The sequence below is a fragment of the Citrobacter sp. RHB36-C18 genome (genome assembly GCF_013814485.1).
Classification (GTDB): domain Bacteria; phylum Pseudomonadota; class Gammaproteobacteria; order Enterobacterales; family Enterobacteriaceae; genus Citrobacter; species Citrobacter braakii.
Genome location: NZ_CP057125.1, coordinates 4,261,936 through 4,276,986, shown reverse-complemented (window position 1 = coordinate 4,276,986; position 15,051 = coordinate 4,261,936). Strand labels below are relative to the sequence as shown.

Sequence of the window (15,051 nt, the reverse complement as noted above, 5' to 3'; positions counted from 1 at the left end):
GCGAGAAGAAACGGATGAAATGTACAACGTTTGATACCAATGCCGCGCTGGCTGAACAGGTCGTTAGTGAGCTATCCGCGCTCAAACCACATTCTCGCGTGCTGATCCCCTCCGGTAGCACGCCTCACTGGATTTACGAAGCATTGGCAGCTGCCTGAACATGATTAATCAGGACTTTGTGCACAAATGTGCCTATCCGGTGCGGTTAGTCCATTTCAATCCGTTTGCCTCTACGGCACAAAATATTGCCCATTACCAAACCGCGCTCAACGGTGAAGAGTTTGACTATGTAATTCTGGGCGTGGGAATGAACGGGCATATCGGCTTAAACGAGCCGGGCGTGCCGTTTGATGAGGATTATCTACAAACTCAACTGGATGACGTAACAATTAACGTCGCCAGCCATAAATACTTCTCCGGAGATGTCACCCTCACCGAGGGTATTACCGTCGGGCTGAATAAAATCATCAAGGCTGGAAAAGTGATTGTCATCATCAACCACGATACGAAAAAAGATATTTATCAGGAGATTGTTAACGGCGATGCGCTCCACACTCAGGTTCCTGCCATCTATATCAAGCAGTTCCCGCAGGTTAATTATTACGTGACAAAAAACCTTATAGGGTAAGCGGGCATGAGCATAACCTCTCTACTCGAACAAAAGATGTTGCCACTGGCCGAGAAAATCTCGTCAAACATCTACCTGACCGCACTAAAAAATGCGTTTATTGCCCTGATTCCCTTTTTGATTGTCGGTTCATTTTTCGTATTGTTAACCAACTTTCCTGTTAACGGCTATCACGAGTTTATGAGTTCGCTGTTAGGGGAAGGCGTGCTGGATAAGCTCAATTACGGGATTAACGCCAGCTACGGATTAATGACGCTGCTGGTGATTATCACCTTCTCAAAGGAGTTAGTTGAAAAGCTTAATCTCAGCCAAAGTTCCGCTATTTTACCGGTGGCGATCTTCTTCTTAATGTCGCCTGGTCATATTACGACAGGATCGGGAGAAATCGTCGTCGATGCTTACGCGCTGATCGACTTTAGCTCTGAATCGATGTTCTTAGGGATTATCGTCACTGTGGTCACCATCAAGGTGGTTCAGTTTCTGGAAAACAGGGCTTTTACCATCAAGATGCCTGCGAGTGTCCCGCCAGAGATTGCCAGGTCGTTTAAATCGCTGGTACCTATCTTCTTAGTGCTACTGTTCTGGATTATCGTCAAGGTGCTGTTTGAGAACACGCCTTTTGGTACGCCGGGGAAATTTATCAGCGTCATGCTGCAACAGCCGTTGCTGTATCTGGGGAATTCCCTCTTATCGCAACTGATTGCTGAGATGATGATCAGTTTCTTCTGGTTCTTTGGGATCCATGGCGACTCTATCATGACATCCGTAATGGGGCCTATCTGGCAAACGCTCAGTGCGCAGAACCTGGCGCAAACTCAGGCCGGGCTGGTAGCGACCAACATCATTACTCAGCAGTTCAGGGATGTCTATTTGATTGCCGGCGGTACGGGTTTTACCGGGGCACTGTTGATTAGCATCTTTATGGTTGCCAAAAGTACGCGATTAAAGCAGCTCTCACGGCTGGCGGCACCGGCGGCAATTTTTAACATTAATGAGCCGGTTATTTTTGGTTTGCCAATCGTGCTTAATCCGCTGATGCTTATCCCGTTTATCATTACCCCAATGGTGCTGTGTACGGTTACTTATGTGGTTATCGCATTCGGCTGGGTTCCCCCCACCTCTGGTATCTCCATTCCATGGACAACGCCGATCTTTATTTCTGGTTTCCTCACCACCGGGATTTCAGGCATTGTTTTACAGGCCGTGAATCTGGTTATCGCCACCGCGATTTATACACCGTTCGTGAAGATTTTAGATAAGCAGTATCTGCATGAAGAGAGCCAGTCAGAGAACGCTATGGGCGAAATGCAGCCCCAGCAGTAAGGGCACAGAATCCAGGCCGGATGAAGTATTTACATCATCCGGCACTTTCTGCAGACGAAGAGATTAGATTTCGTTTTCCGCCAGTTCACGCAGATACTGGAAAATCTGACGTGCTGATTTCGGCGGCTTGTTGCCTTCTTGCTCTTTCTTCGCATTGCGAACCAGAGAACGAAGCTGCTGGCGATCGGCGTTTGGCCACAGATTCAGCACTTCCGCTACCGCATCATCACCTTCGGCGATCAGGCGATCGCGCAGTTGCTCAAGCTTGTGAAACAGTACAACCTGTTGGTTGTGACGGTTTTTCAGCTTGTCCAGCGCCTGACGGATAGGATCAACATCGCGCTGGCGCAACATTTTGCCAATCAGCTGCAGCTGGCGGCGGCGACCTTCCATCTTAATACGCTGGGCCAACTCAATCGCGGCACGTAAATCCGCGTCGAGCGGGATTTTATCCAGCGCGTTTTTCCCCAGTTTTACCAGTTCCACACCCAGGTGTTTTAACTCCTCGGCGTCACGTTTTATTTCACTTTTACTAACCCAGATAATTTCATCGTCTTCGTCTTCGATGTCATCACCGGGAACGTCGTCGAGCCAGTCTTCGGGCTGCTTAGTCATGTCAGGCTCCTTAAAAAAAGAGGCTAATGTTACCAGTTAAGATGCGCACTGAAAAACGGTTCTCTGTTAGACTTCAGAGAAACTCTCTCTACATTATGGCATTTGCGATGAAAGTAATCTCACAAGTTGAAGCGCAGCGTAAGATTCTGGAAGAAGCGGTCTCGACGGCACTGGAATTAGCGTCAGGTAAGTCGGATGGCGCGGAAGTCGCTGTGAGCAAGACCACGGGTATTAGCGTCAGCACCCGTTATGGTGAAGTGGAGAACGTAGAATTCAATAGCGATGGCGCGCTGGGGATTACGGTTTATCACCAAAACCGTAAGGGCAGCGCATCGTCCACCGATTTAAGCCCGCAGGCGATTGCACGTACCGTGCAGGCCGCGCTGGATATTGCACGTTATACCTCACCGGACCCGTGCGCGGGCGTGGCAGATAAAGAACTGCTGGCCTTTGATGCGCCCGATTTGGATCTGTTCCACCCGGCGGAAGTTTCCCCTGACGAAGCTATCGAACTGGCAGCCCGCGCTGAACAGGCGGCGCTACAGGCCGATAAGCGTATCACCAATACCGAAGGCGGCAGTTTTAACAGCCACTACGGCATCAAAGTGTTTGGTAACAGTCACGGGATGCTGCAGGGCTACTGCTCCACGCGTCATTCTCTTTCCAGCTGCGTCATCGCGGAAGAAAATGGCGATATGGAGCGTGATTACGCCTACACCATTGGCCGGGCGATGGGCGATCTGCAAACGCCGGAATGGGTGGGGGCAGACTGTGCTCGCCGCACCTTATCTCGCCTCTCTCCGCGTAAACTTTCCACCATGAAAGCGCCGGTGATTTTTGCCAACGAAGTAGCGACTGGGCTGTTCGGACATCTGGTCGGCGCGATTGCCGGTGGTTCGGTGTACCGTAAATCCACCTTCCTGCTCGACTCGCTGGGCAAACAAATTCTGCCGGAATGGCTGACTATTGAAGAACATCCGCACCTGCTGAAAGGGCTGGCATCGTCGCCGTTCGACAGCGAAGGCGTACGGACCGAACGCCGTGACATTGTTAAAGACGGTGTGCTGACCCAATGGCTGCTGACCAACTATTCCGCACGTAAGCTGGGACTGAAGAGCACCGGTCATGCGGGTGGGATCCACAACTGGCGAATTCCAGGACAGGGTCTAAGCTTCGAGCAGTTGCTCAAAGAGATGGGCACAGGTCTTGTGGTTACCGAGCTGATGGGGCAGGGCGTTAGCGGCATTACCGGCGATTACTCTCGCGGCGCGGCGGGTTTTTGGGTCGAAAACGGCGAAATTCAGTATCCGGTGAGTGAAATTACCATCGCCGGGAACTTAAAAGAGATGTGGCGCAATATTGTGACCGTAGGCAACGATATTGAAACGCGCAGTAATATTCAGTGTGGTTCGGTATTGTTACCGGAGATGAAAATCGCCGGGCAATGATACTCGTTAAGGCGTTAATTTTTTAATAATAAAAAAGGAAGTGAGCAATGCGTAAACACCTGTTAGCGATCGTCGCGGCTTCAACGCTGGTTCTTGGTTCTTCTGCGTTTGCAGCCGATCTCGAAGATGACATGGGGATCCTCAACGACAACCTGAAGATCGTCGAAAAAACGGACAATGCGACTGAACTAAAAGACGCGTTGACCAAAATGCGTGCAGCCGCGCTGGATGCTCAAAAGGGAACGCCACCGAAGCTGGAGAGCAAATCCCCGGACAGTGCGGAGATGAAAGATTTCCGCCACGGCTTTGACACGCTGATCGGTCAGATTGACGGCGCGCTTAAACTGGCGAACGAAGGTAAAGTCAAAGAGGCGAAAGCCGTTGCGGAAGACCTGAAAAAAACGCGCAACGAAAACCACAAGAAGTTCCGCTAATCTACTCTATCCGGCCTGCATAACCGTAGGCCGGATAAGACGCTGCGCCCCTGCATCCCATAAGTAAACGCTATCCCCATCACATTTTTTCATTTTTATCGTCCATTCATTGTTCGCATTTCCTTCCATTTTGCTGCTCACTCTTGCGATCTCAATCACATTCTTCCAGTGATTAATCGTGGTCCCGGCCCTTTTTGCGGCACAGATCACTATCGCTGCGCCCCTTTCCACTTCGAAGTGGAAAACAACTCGCTACAAACTTTTAACCCCCGCCGCTAAGTTACCCTCAGAGCCACTAGTGGGGTAAGACGAGTGAATAACGGAGCTGTAATGAATGACATGGGGGAATCGGTGGAACTGGCCGACCGCATGCTGGCGCAGGTGTATGCCTTGCTGCGTGAACGCCACATTATTCCCAACGCTGTACAGGAACAGATGCTGACGTCGCATGTTCGCGCCATGGCGCACCGCTCGGTAACGGGTGAACCCTTACCAGAAGTCGATGCCAGCTTGTTTGATGAAATTTCTGCCGAATCAATGGCGCTTGCCCGTGACGTGGTCGCTGAGTTTGGCAATCTTCCTGAGGAAGAGGCCTGGCTGCTGTCGGTGCACTTCGAAGTCGCGAAAGACAACCTTTAAGGAGCAAAAGATGGAACAGATTACCGTAGTGATTGGCGATCGTCTGGGTAAAGGCCAGAAAGTGGCGGCAGGCGTTGAGAAAGCGGGCGGCCGTGCGGTTGTGGTGCCGGGCGTTGCGGCTGATATGAAGCTGGGTGACGTGATGAAAGCGGAAAACGCCACCTTTGGCATCTCGTTTTGCGGCAGTGGCGGCGCGGGTGCGATTACCGCGCAGACCAAATACGGCTACAAGGCGAAATACGGCATGCGCTCGGTTGATGAAGGGGTCACTGCCATCAACGAAGGTTGCAACGTGCTGGGGTTCGGTTTTATGGACAAAGAAGAACTCGGTGAGCGCCTGGTACAGGCGTGGCAAAAGAAACACGGCGCTTAAGCATGAAAGAACAATTCACCACCACGGTGAGAGTCACTGGCAAGGGCGAGGCCAAAGCGCGCGCCTTTGCCGATGCCCTGAACCACGTTCAGGCTGCGGTGATGAAAGCGTCGCCGCATATCTTACTGCGTATTGAGCCACAGGATGTGCAGGTTGTTCAAGCGCGTGAATCGGTGCGCAAAGAGGCATTTTTATTCCTCTTTTTGCGCCGGGAAAGACGCACCTTCAGCGTGGAGCTGGACGTGACCGTCAACGTAACTGCCATCAATCTCGACAAGGTGGATTTCGTTACGCAACGCTGATTCTTTATTAAAAGGCATAATTATGTTCCTGATAATATTAATAAAATCGCTCATCATCGGCGGCCTGGTTGGCGTCGGTGTCGGCGCTGGGGCTGCACGCATGTTTCATGCGCCTACCACTCAAGGGATGGGCGCGTTTCGTACTCTGGGAGAACTGAATTCCTGCGAAGGGGATCCGGCTTCTCACTTCTCGTTCGGCCTGGGCTTCTTCTTTAACGCCTGGGCTTCCTCCGTTGCGGCGGGGGCGTTCACTCAGGACGTCGACCATCGCATCATCCCCAACTGGGGCGCTGCTGCGCTGATGGTTAAAAACCGCAACGTCGGTGAAACGCTGCACGATCCCAAGCGCATGGCGATTGCCTGCGGCGTTATCGGGATGATCGTCGTGACCTTCCTGAACCTCACGGCGTCATCCGTACCGGAAGCGTTGCAGGTGACTGCCGTCAAGGTGCTGGTGCCTGCGGCTAACCTGCTGGTTAACACCGTGATGCCAGTGATCTTCTGGCTGGCGGCGATCGATGCCGGTAAAAAATCAGGCTTCTGGGCCACCGTCTTTGGCGGCGCGGCGCAGTTGATTATGGGCAACGCCGTTCCGGGTCTGGTCCTTGGCATTCTGATCGGTAAAGGCGTGGAAGAGAGCGGCTGGAACCACGTCACTAAAGTGATGATGGTGGCTATCGTCGCGCTGTTTGTCCTGAGCGGCTTCTTCCGCGGCTTCGACATGAAGATGATCGAATCCTTCCATCTGACCGTGCCTAACTGGCTCGAACTGATCCACAACTCGCTCAGCGGCAAATAACGGAGGCCATCATGGAACAGAATAAAGGTTTTTGGTTCGCTGACTGGTCGTTCCCGATCTTCGTTGGTCTGCTCTCCTCTGGCGTATTTGCCGGAACGCACATGTACTACCTGTACGGTATTGGCGCATTTAACGAAGTCGCTTTTGTGGCGATGCTGAAGGCGGGAATGGACACTGGCTCCTACGGGGCGGTGGCGGCATTTGGTGCAAGCTTCCTGTTTGCCCGCATCATTGAAGGTTCGCTGGTGGGGATTCTGGATATTGGCGGGGCGATTCAGACCGGGGTCGGGTTAGGTGTTCCGGCGCTGCTGTTGGGCGCAGGTATTATCTTCCCGGTTGCCAACTTCGCAGCGTCGCTGGTCACCGGTCTGGTGATTGGTCTGGCGATTGGCTACATCATTATTCTGGCGCGTAAGTTCACCATCAATCAGAGCGACTCGACCTACGGTGCGGATGTCATGATGGGGGCCGGTAACGCCTCCGGCCGCTTCCTCGGGCCATTGATTATCCTCAGCGCGATGACGGCGTCTATCCCTATCGGCATCGGTTCACTGGCGGGCGCGCTGCTGTTTTACCTGTGGCAGAAACCGATCACTGGCGGGGCGATCCTTGGGGCGATGATCCTCGGGTCCATCTTCCCGATTGCCATTAGCTAACTGTTGATTTGTAGGCCGGATGAGGCAGTTGCGCCGCCATCCGGCAAAGGAGAGAGCGATGTTTGATTTACTCCTGCGCCGTGCGCGCCTCGTTGACGATACGGTGAGCGATATTGCGCTCAAAGACGGCAAAATTGCGGCGTTGGGCGACGTTGATGGCCCGGCGCTGAAAACCATCGAACTGGGCGGCGAGTACTACGTCAGCGCAGGTTGGATTGATTCCCACGTTCACTGCTATCCGAAATCCCCGATTTATCACGACCAGCCGGACAGCGTCGGTATAGCTACCGGCGTTACCACGGTGGTGGATGCGGGTAGTACCGGGGCGGATGATATCGATGATTTTTATACCCTGACCCGGGAAGCGGCCACCGAAGTGTATGCGCTGCTGAATATCTCCCGCGTTGGGCTTATCGCCCAGAACGAGCTGGCTAATATGGCCAACATTGATGCCGATGCGGTGCGACAGGCGGTGAAGCGCCATCCTGATTTTATCGTCGGCCTGAAGGCGCGCATGAGCAGCAGCGTGGTCGGTGAAAACGGCATTACGCCGCTGGAGCGCGCCAAAGCGATGCAAGCGCAGAACGGTGACCTGCCGCTGATGGTGCACATCGGCAACAATCCGCCGGATCTGGATGAGATCGCCGAACGCCTAACCGCGGGCGACATCATTACCCACTGCTACAACGGTAAGCCGAATCGCATTCTGACGCCGCAAGGCGAGCTGCGGGCGTCAGTGACGCGGGCGATTTCACGCGGCGTGCGTCTGGACGTTGGGCATGGCACTGCCAGCCTGAGCTTTGCGGTGGCAAAACGCGCTATCGGTCTGGGCATTTTGCCGCACACCATCAGCTCCGATATTTATTGTCGCAACCGTATCAGCGGCCCGGTGTATTCCCTGGCGAATGTGATGTCGAAATTTCTCGCCATTGGGATGTCGCTACCGCAGGTCATTGAGTGCGTTACTGCCAATGCCGCCGATGGTCTGCGCCTGAAACAGAAAGGGCGACTGCAGGTTGGTCTGGATGCCGATTTAACCCTCTTTACGCTTAAGCGCCAGCCAACCGTGCTGGTAGATGCAGAAAACGACAGCCTGCAGGCTGAACAACTGCTGGTGCCGCTTGCCGCAATACGTGCGGGCAAGGGCTATATGACCGAACAAGGGAGCGCGGAACATGCCTTCGATTTTTGAGAAATACAATCTAAAACAGGTGATTAACACCTCAGGCCGCATGACGGCGCTCGGCGTTTCTACGCCACGACCAGAAGTGGTTGAGGCCGCAATGGCGGGGATGAATCAATATTTTGAGATGAAAGACCTGGTCAATAAGACCGGTGACTACATTGCGAAATTGCTGGAGGTGGAAGGGGCAACCGTCGTCTCCTGCGCTTCGGCCGGAATCGCCCTGTCAGTGGCTGGAGTGCTGGTTAAGGACAGCGACTGGCTGCTGGAGAACCTGCACGTCGCGCCGATCGAGAACAACGAAATCGTGCTGCCCAGAGGCCACAACGTCAACTTTGGCGCTCCGGTTGGCACCATGGTGGCGCTCGGCGGCGGCAAGCTAGTTGAAGCGGGTTATGCCAACGAATGTTCCGCCGCTCAGTTGGCGGCGGCCATTACGCCACGCACGGCGGCCATTCTGTATATCAAATCTCACCACTGTGTCCAGAAAAGTATGCTCAGCGTGGAACAGGCTGCGGTGGTGGCGCGTACGCATAATCTGCCGCTAATCGTGGATGCGGCAGCGGAAGAGGATTTGCAGTGCTACTACCGGGTTGGTGCGGATCTGGTGATTTATAGCGGTGCGAAGGCGATTGAAGGGCCAACCAGCGGCCTGGTGATTGGCAAAACCCAATACGTTGAGTGGGTGAAGCGCCAGACCGCGGGGATTGGCCGGGCGATGAAGGTGGGTAAAGAGGGAATTCTTGGCCTGACCTGCGCCATCGAACTGTATCTGAACGCGCAGAAAGAGAGCGGCGCGGAGATGGTCGAGAAAATGACGCCGTTCATTAATGCGTTAAACCAGCTTCACGGCGTAAGCGCCCGCGTGGTGTGGGACAGCGCAGGGCGCGACATCGCGCGCACGGAAATTAAGTTTGACGAAGCGGCAACTGGCATCGCCACAGGTGAACTGGTCGACGCGCTCAAGCAGGGAGAGTACGCGATTTACTTCCGTGGTTACAAAGCTAACGAAGGCATTATCGAAGCCGATGTGCGCAGCGTGGATCGCGCGCAACTGGAGATTGTGGCCCGTCGAATTGGTGAAGTGATTTCGCAGGAGAAAAAAGCATGAAACTGACCCCTAACTTTTATCGCGACCGCGTCTGCCTGAACGTGCTGGCGGGCTCCAAAGAAAATGCCCGGGATATTTACGCGGCGGCGGAAGGACACGTGCTGGTCGGTGTGTTGTCAAAAAATTACCCGGATGTCGCAAGCGCGGTCGCGGATATGCGTGAATACGCAGCGCTTATCGACAATGCCCTCTCCGTGGGGCTGGGGGCGGGCGATCCAAACCAGTCGGCGATGGTCAGTGAAATCTCCCGTCAGGTGCAGCCACAGCATGTTAATCAGGTCTTTACCGGCGTGGCGACCAGCCGCGCGCTGCTGGGTCAGCAGGAGACGGTGGTCAACGGTCTGGTCTCGCCAACTGGCACACCGGGCAGGGTGAAAATCTCCACCGGTCCGCTGAGCAGCCAGACGCCGGACGGCATTGTGCCGGTAGAAACCGCGATTGCGTTGCTCAAAGACATGGGGGGGAGCTCGATTAAATACTTCCCAATGGGTGGCCTGAAGTGCCGTGAGGAATACATTGCAGTTGCCCAGGCCTGCGCCCGCCATGACTTCTGGCTGGAGCCAACTGGCGGTATCGATCTGGATAATTTCACTGAAATTTTGCAGATCGCCCTGGATGCCGGAGTGAGCAAAATCATTCCTCACATCTATAGTTCGATTATTGATAAGGTGAGTGGTAACACCCGCCCGGACGACGTGCGCCAGCTGATGGCGATGACCCGGGCCTGCGTAGGCTAACTGACTGATGAGGAAACTGACGTGCGATTCCCCAACCAACGTTTAGCGCAGCTGTTTGGCATGCTGCAAAACGAAGCGCTTCCACAGGACGAGCTGGCGCAGCGGTTGTCGGTTTCCACACGCACCGTACGGGCGGATATCACTGCGCTAAACGCGCTGCTCACCCAGTACGGCGCGCAGTTTGTCCTCAGCCGGGGTAACGGTTATCAACTCAAAATTGACGACCCGGCACGTTATCATGCCCTGCAAACGCAGCGGCCCGACGCGTTGCTACGCATCCCTCGCACCAGCCAGGAGCGGGTGCACTGGCTGGTGGTTCGTTTTCTGACGTCGGCCTTTTCGCTGAAGCTGGAGGATTTGGCTGATGAATGGTTTATCAGCCGCGCGACGCTGCAAAACGATATGGCTGAGGTGCGCGAGCATCTGCAACGTTATCATCTGACGCTGGAAACGCGCCCCCGTCACGGTATGAAGCTGTTTGGCAGCGAGATGGCGATCCGCGCCTGTTTGACCGATCTGCTATGGACGCTGGCACAGCAGGATCCACAGCACCCGCTAGTGACGCAAGAGGCACTAAATGCCGGGATCCCTGAACAGCTACAACCTGTTTTGCAGGATATTTTTGCCCGTTTTCACATTCGCCTGACCGATGAGGGTGAGCTGTTTTTGCGGTTGTACTGCGCGGTGGCGGTACGGCGGATTAGCGAAGGGTATCCCCTCCCGGAGTTTGCCGCAGAAGAAGCCGAGCAATCGGTGTGCCTGGCCACGCGGGAAATCGCAGCGGTATTACACCGACTGGCGGATAAACCGCTTACCGTTTCCGAAGAGAACTGGCTGCAGGTGCATATCGCCGCCCGCCAGGTACAAGAGATCGCCCCCAGCGCCATCAATGCGGATGATGACGAAGCGCTGGTCAATTACATCCTGCGGTTTATCAACAGCCAGTACAACTACAACCTGTTGAATGACAAACAGTTACATGCTGACCTTCTGACGCATATTAAGACGATGATCACCCGGGTGCGTTACCAGATAATGATCCCCAATCCGCTACTGGAAAATATTAAACAGCACTACCCGATGGCGTGGGACATGACGCTGGCCGCCGTCTCGGGATGGGGAAAATATACGCCGTACACCATCAGTGAAAATGAGATTGGCTTCCTTGTGCTGCATATTGGCGTCGGGCTGGAGCGTAGTTACAACATCGGTTACCAGAGGCAGCCGAAAGTTCTGCTGGTATGCGATGCTGGAAATGCGATGGCGCGGATGATTGAAGCGGTGCTGGCGCGTAAGTATCCGCAGATAGAAATCGTCGATACTGTGACGCTACGCGACTACGAACAGCGGGAAAGCATCAGCGAAGATTTCGTCATCTCTACCGCGCGGGTTGGTGAAAAAGATAAGCCTGTGGTGATGATTGCACCGTTCCCTACCGATTATCAACTGGAGCAAATTGGCAAACTGGTGCTGGTCGACAGAACCCGTCCGTGGATGTTGAACAAATTCTTCGATGCCGCCCATTTTCGTGTGATCGACGAGCCAATGGATCAACAAACGTTGTTCAACGTTTTATGTCGCCAGTTGCAGGATGAAGGCTTTGTCGATGCGGAGTTTCTTGATTCGGTGGTTGAACGTGAGGCCATCGTCAGCACCATGCTGGGTGACAGCATTGCCCTGCCGCACGCCCTCGGTCTGCTGGCAAAGAAAACGGTGGTCTACACCATCCTCGCCCCGCGGGGTATCGCCTGGGGGGATGAAACGGCGCATGTGATCTTCCTGCTCGCCATCAGCAAAAGCGAATACGAAGAAGCGATGGCGATCTACGATATTTTCGTCACCTTCCTGCGCGAGCGCGCGATGACGCGACTCTGCGCATGCCGGAATTTCAGCGAGTTCAAAACGGTTGCAATGGAGTGTGTGAGCCGTTTTTGAGGGGCGGAAAACAGAACCTCTACTGCTGGAAATTAACGCAAGTGATGTACAACCTGATTACTGCTCCCGCGCCAGATTAGCGCCGGGTCTTTGAGATCCTGCACATATTTACCGTCAACCAGCACGTTGATGAGATCGACAACCTGCATTTGCGCGGCGTTGAGTTCATCGAGCTTGTAGCCGGTCCACACCCAGATGTCTTTTCCCGGACACTCAGCGCGAATGCGCTGCACCAGTTGCAGAATATCCGGCACGTTTTGTGGATGCAGCGGATCGCCGCCGGAGAGCGAGATCCCCTGACGGTGAATACGCGTGTCGTTCAGATCGGCAATGATCTTGTCTTCCATCTCTTTGCTAAACGGCTGGCCGGAATTGAGCCGCCAGGTGCTTTTGTTATAGCAACCGGGGCATTCATGCACGCATCCTGAAACAAACAGGGTACAGCGAGTACCGGGACCATTAACGATGTCGACAGGGTAATACTGATGGTAATTCATTTTCGCTTCTCATCCGTTTATCAATTCGCGCCATAGCTGCGTTCGTGCGCCCGAGTCACTTACTTATGTAAGCTCCCCGGGACTTACTCATTTGCTGCCTTGCTATGACGTGAATTGCGTTGCGGAAATAATGGCCCGAAAAGCGTCGCATCGCCGGGCAATAAAATCGTCTAAATTAACCGATCTGCCCGTTCCCTAAATGCTTAACGCGGCGCTTCACTTCTTCCTGCTTACCGGCGTTAAACGGACGTGCGTCCGGGCTGCCTAAATAACCGCAGACGCGGCGGGTGACCGATACGCGGGCGGCGTCGTGGTTACCACATTTCGGGCAGGTAAAACCTTTGCTGGTGCACTCAAATTCACCGGTAAAGCCGCACTCGTAGCATTCATCGATTGGCGTGTTGGTCCCGTAATAGGGCACGTGCTGATAGCTGTAATCCCAGACGTCTTCCAGCGCTTTCAGGTTGTGCTGAATATTCGGGTATTCGCCGTAGCAAATGAAGCCCCCGCTTGCCAGCGGCGGGTACGGCGCTTCGAAATCGATCTTGTCGTACGGGTTAACCTTCTTCTCCACGTCGAGGTGGAAGCTGTTGGTGTAGTAGCCTTTGTCGGTCACGCCCGGGACCACGCCAAATTCGGCGGTATCCAGACGGCAGAAACGGTCGCACAGGTTTTCACTTGGCGTGCTGTACAGGCTAAAGCCGTAGCCAGTCTCGTCTTTCCACTGATCGACCGCCTGACGCAGGCGTTCCACAATGGCGATACCTTTGGCGCGCAGCTGCTCGCTGTCATACACATGCTTGTCGCCAAACAGCGCATTGATGGTTTCGTGAATACCGATGTAGCCCAGAGAGATGGATGCACGACCATTTTTAAAGATTTCTGACACATCATCGTCCGCTTTCAGACGCACGCCGCAGGCCCCTTCCATATACAGAATGGGCGCCACGCGGGCCTTCACGCCTTCCAGGCGTGCAATGCGGGTCATCAGCGCTTTACGCGCCAGTACCAGACGATCGTCGAGCAGTTTCCAGAAGGTGGCTTCATCGCCATGCGCTTCCAGGGCGATACGCGGCAGGTTGAGGCTGATAACGCCGAGGTTGTTACGTCCGTCGTGAATCTGTTCGCCGTTCTCGTTTTCCCACACGCCGAGGAAGCTGCGACAGCCCATTGGCGTTTTGAACGAGCCGGTCACTTTGACCACCTGATCGTAGTTCAGGATGTCCGGATACATACGCTTGCTCGCGCACTCCAGTGCCAGCTGTTTGATGTCGTAGTTCGGATCGCCAAACTTGTGGTTCAGACCGTCACGAATCGCGAACACCAGTTTCGGGAACACCGCGGTTTTACGGTTTTTACCCAGGCCGGCAATACGGTTACGCAGAATGGACTGCTGGATCAAACGCGATTCCCAGCTGGTTCCCAGGCCAAAACCAAAGGTCACGAACGGCGTCTGACCGTTGGCGGTATGCAGGGTGTTCACTTCATACTCGAGAGACTGGAATGCGTCGTAGCACTCTTTCTCGGTACGGGAATGGGCATAACCGTCGGCATCCGGGATCTGCCACTCTTCAGCGGTTTTACGATGTTTATTAAAGCTCTCGGTAACGAACGGCGCGAGAACTTCATCAATACGGTTAATGGTGGTGCCGCCATAAATATGGCTGGCGACCTGCGCGATAATTTGCGCGGTGACGGCGGTCGCGGTAGAGATGGATTTTGGCGGTTCAATCTCCGCGTTACCCATCTTAAAGCCCTGCGTCAGCATGCCTTTCAGGTCGATCAGCATGCAGTTAAACATTGGGAAGAACGGAGAGTAGTCGAGATCGTGATAGTGAATATCACCACGCTCGTGCGCCTGGACGACATCACGCGGCAGCAGGTGCTGACGCGCATAGTGTTTGGCAACGATACCGGCCAGCAGGTCGCGCTGGGTCGGGATCACTTTGCTGTCTTTGTTGGCATTTTCATTCAGCAGAGCAGAGTTGGTTTGCTCAACCAGACCACGAATTTCCTGGTTCAGACGGCCACGTTTTTCACGCTGGATATCACGGTCGTGGCGATATTCGATGTACGCACGGGCGAGTTGTTTGTACGGGCCAGACATTAGCTGGTTTTCTACCGCTGTCTGGATCTCGTTGATATCGACCTTGCTGCGCTCATTCATCTGGCTACTAACGACTTCTGCGACGGTGGCACAGTAATCTGCGTCATCGACTCCCGCTGCTTTAGCTGCACGCAGAATGGCTTCTTTGATGCGCTCTGATTTAAACGGCACTTTACAGCCATCTCGTTTCATCACATGCGGTGTCATGATCACTCCATATTTATAAGAACAGGTTATCCACAGAGGTTGGGGAGGCCATCAGGG

The 15,051-nt window shown here is 54.1% G+C and carries 17 protein-coding genes; 14 read left to right on the top strand and 3 right to left on the bottom strand.

The window, feature by feature from the left end; genetic code table 11:
• Positions 1–14 precede the first annotated feature (14 nt).
• From HVZ52_RS23100 to HVZ52_RS20285, 3 genes are read left to right on the top strand one after another with little or no spacing between them, the layout of a single operon-like run.
• Positions 15–158, top strand: coding sequence for a hypothetical protein (locus tag HVZ52_RS23100; RefSeq protein ID WP_249417946.1), 144 nt, complete (start codon positions 15–17; stop codon positions 156–158).
• A 2-nt stretch (positions 159–160) separates the two neighbouring features.
• Positions 161–628 (top strand): 6-phosphogluconolactonase, encoded by a 468-nt coding sequence (locus HVZ52_RS20290; protein ID WP_249417945.1) that lies wholly within the window; start codon positions 161–163, stop codon positions 626–628.
• 6 nt (positions 629–634) lie between these two features.
• Positions 635–1,951, top strand: a complete 1,317-nt coding sequence (locus tag HVZ52_RS20285) for a PTS transporter subunit EIIC (RefSeq protein WP_049270638.1) — start codon at positions 635–637, stop codon at positions 1,949–1,951.
• 63 nt (positions 1,952–2,014) lie between these two features.
• Here the strand turns inward: HVZ52_RS20285 and yjgA are convergent, their stop codons facing one another.
• On the bottom strand, positions 2,015–2,566 hold the full coding sequence (yjgA, locus tag HVZ52_RS20280; RefSeq protein WP_016151465.1) for a ribosome biogenesis factor YjgA: 552 nt from the start codon (positions 2,564–2,566) through the stop codon (positions 2,015–2,017).
• A 95-nt stretch (positions 2,567–2,661) separates the two neighbouring features.
• Between yjgA and pmbA the strand changes: the two genes are divergently transcribed.
• From pmbA to HVZ52_RS20225, 11 genes are all read left to right on the top strand, one after another.
• Positions 2,662–4,014 (top strand): metalloprotease PmbA, encoded by a 1,353-nt coding sequence (gene pmbA / locus HVZ52_RS20275; protein ID WP_047358563.1) that lies wholly within the window; start codon positions 2,662–2,664, stop codon positions 4,012–4,014.
• Between the two features lie 47 nt (positions 4,015–4,061).
• On the top strand, positions 4,062–4,448 hold the full coding sequence (gene cybC / locus HVZ52_RS20270) for a cytochrome b562 (RefSeq protein ID WP_016155540.1): 387 nt from the start codon (positions 4,062–4,064) through the stop codon (positions 4,446–4,448).
• Positions 4,449–4,778: 330 nt separating this feature from the next.
• Positions 4,779–5,087, top strand: coding sequence for a PRD domain-containing protein (locus HVZ52_RS20265; RefSeq protein ID WP_016151467.1), 309 nt, complete (start codon positions 4,779–4,781; stop codon positions 5,085–5,087).
• A gap of 10 nt (positions 5,088–5,097) precedes the next feature.
• Positions 5,098–5,460, top strand: coding sequence for an SFCGS family glycine-rich protein (locus HVZ52_RS20260; protein WP_003830384.1), 363 nt, complete (start codon positions 5,098–5,100; stop codon positions 5,458–5,460).
• Positions 5,461–5,462: 2 nt separating this feature from the next.
• Positions 5,463–5,762, top strand: a complete 300-nt coding sequence (locus tag HVZ52_RS20255) for a DUF4312 family protein (protein WP_016151468.1) — start codon at positions 5,463–5,465, stop codon at positions 5,760–5,762.
• Between the two features lie 22 nt (positions 5,763–5,784).
• The gene (locus HVZ52_RS20250) at positions 5,785–6,561 is read left to right on the top strand and encodes a DUF4311 domain-containing protein (RefSeq protein WP_005134210.1); all 777 of its coding nucleotides are present in this window, start codon (positions 5,785–5,787) and stop codon (positions 6,559–6,561) included.
• A gap of 11 nt (positions 6,562–6,572) precedes the next feature.
• The gene (locus HVZ52_RS20245; RefSeq protein WP_003830379.1) at positions 6,573–7,217 is read left to right on the top strand and encodes a DUF4310 family protein; all 645 of its coding nucleotides are present in this window, start codon (positions 6,573–6,575) and stop codon (positions 7,215–7,217) included.
• 58 nt (positions 7,218–7,275) lie between these two features.
• On the top strand, positions 7,276–8,409 hold the full coding sequence (locus HVZ52_RS20240; RefSeq protein WP_016151469.1) for an amidohydrolase/deacetylase family metallohydrolase: 1,134 nt from the start codon (positions 7,276–7,278) through the stop codon (positions 8,407–8,409).
• Complete coding sequence (locus HVZ52_RS20235) at positions 8,393–9,511, top strand: DgaE family pyridoxal phosphate-dependent ammonia lyase (protein ID WP_053389029.1); 1,119 nt, start codon at positions 8,393–8,395, stop codon at positions 9,509–9,511. The genes HVZ52_RS20240 and HVZ52_RS20235 overlap by 17 nt, the downstream gene beginning before the upstream one ends.
• Positions 9,508–10,248 (top strand): KDGP aldolase family protein, encoded by a 741-nt coding sequence (locus HVZ52_RS20230; RefSeq protein WP_016151471.1) that lies wholly within the window; start codon positions 9,508–9,510, stop codon positions 10,246–10,248. The genes HVZ52_RS20235 and HVZ52_RS20230 overlap by 4 nt, the downstream gene beginning before the upstream one ends.
• A gap of 21 nt (positions 10,249–10,269) precedes the next feature.
• Positions 10,270–12,183 carry a PRD domain-containing protein gene (locus HVZ52_RS20225; RefSeq protein ID WP_181598635.1) on the top strand — a complete coding sequence of 638 codons (1,914 nt, stop codon included), beginning with the start codon at positions 10,270–10,272 and terminating at the stop codon, positions 12,181–12,183.
• Between the two features lie 32 nt (positions 12,184–12,215).
• Here the strand turns inward: HVZ52_RS20225 and nrdG are convergent, their stop codons facing one another.
• Both nrdG and nrdD read right to left on the bottom strand, forming a co-directional pair.
• Positions 12,216–12,680 (bottom strand): anaerobic ribonucleoside-triphosphate reductase-activating protein, encoded by a 465-nt coding sequence (gene nrdG / locus HVZ52_RS20220; RefSeq protein ID WP_016155562.1) that lies wholly within the window; start codon positions 12,678–12,680, stop codon positions 12,216–12,218.
• 175 nt (positions 12,681–12,855) lie between these two features.
• Positions 12,856–14,994 carry an anaerobic ribonucleoside-triphosphate reductase gene (gene nrdD / locus HVZ52_RS20215; protein ID WP_016151477.1) on the bottom strand — a complete coding sequence of 713 codons (2,139 nt, stop codon included), beginning with the start codon at positions 14,992–14,994 and terminating at the stop codon, positions 12,856–12,858.
• Positions 14,995–15,051 lie beyond the last annotated feature (57 nt).

What these genes read in the sequence shown, in the direction of transcription:
- pmbA (WP_047358563.1), top strand. Translation starts at nt 2,662, where the DNA reads ATGGCATTTGCGATGAAAGTAATCTCACAAGTTGAAGCGCAGCGTAAG.
- HVZ52_RS20260 (WP_003830384.1), top strand. Translation starts at nt 5,098, where the DNA reads ATGGAACAGATTACCGTAGTGATTGGCGATCGTCTGGGTAAAGGCCAG.
- HVZ52_RS23100 (WP_249417946.1), top strand. Translation starts at nt 15, where the DNA reads ATGAAATGTACAACGTTTGATACCAATGCCGCGCTGGCTGAACAGGTC.
- HVZ52_RS20230 (WP_016151471.1), top strand. Translation starts at nt 9,508, where the DNA reads ATGAAACTGACCCCTAACTTTTATCGCGACCGCGTCTGCCTGAACGTG.
- HVZ52_RS20290 (WP_249417945.1), top strand. Translation starts at nt 161, where the DNA reads ATGATTAATCAGGACTTTGTGCACAAATGTGCCTATCCGGTGCGGTTA.
- HVZ52_RS20255 (WP_016151468.1), top strand. Translation starts at nt 5,463, where the DNA reads ATGAAAGAACAATTCACCACCACGGTGAGAGTCACTGGCAAGGGCGAG.
- HVZ52_RS20250 (WP_005134210.1), top strand. Translation starts at nt 5,785, where the DNA reads ATGTTCCTGATAATATTAATAAAATCGCTCATCATCGGCGGCCTGGTT.
- HVZ52_RS20240 (WP_016151469.1), top strand. Translation starts at nt 7,276, where the DNA reads ATGTTTGATTTACTCCTGCGCCGTGCGCGCCTCGTTGACGATACGGTG.
- HVZ52_RS20285 (WP_049270638.1), top strand. Translation starts at nt 635, where the DNA reads ATGAGCATAACCTCTCTACTCGAACAAAAGATGTTGCCACTGGCCGAG.
- yjgA (WP_016151465.1), bottom strand. Translation starts at nt 2,566, where the DNA reads ATGACTAAGCAGCCCGAAGACTGGCTCGACGACGTTCCCGGTGATGAC.
- HVZ52_RS20235 (WP_053389029.1), top strand. Translation starts at nt 8,393, where the DNA reads ATGCCTTCGATTTTTGAGAAATACAATCTAAAACAGGTGATTAACACC.
- HVZ52_RS20265 (WP_016151467.1), top strand. Translation starts at nt 4,779, where the DNA reads ATGAATGACATGGGGGAATCGGTGGAACTGGCCGACCGCATGCTGGCG.
- HVZ52_RS20245 (WP_003830379.1), top strand. Translation starts at nt 6,573, where the DNA reads ATGGAACAGAATAAAGGTTTTTGGTTCGCTGACTGGTCGTTCCCGATC.
- cybC (WP_016155540.1), top strand. Translation starts at nt 4,062, where the DNA reads ATGCGTAAACACCTGTTAGCGATCGTCGCGGCTTCAACGCTGGTTCTT.
- nrdG (WP_016155562.1), bottom strand. Translation starts at nt 12,680, where the DNA reads ATGAATTACCATCAGTATTACCCTGTCGACATCGTTAATGGTCCCGGT.
- nrdD (WP_016151477.1), bottom strand. Translation starts at nt 14,994, where the DNA reads ATGACACCGCATGTGATGAAACGAGATGGCTGTAAAGTGCCGTTTAAA.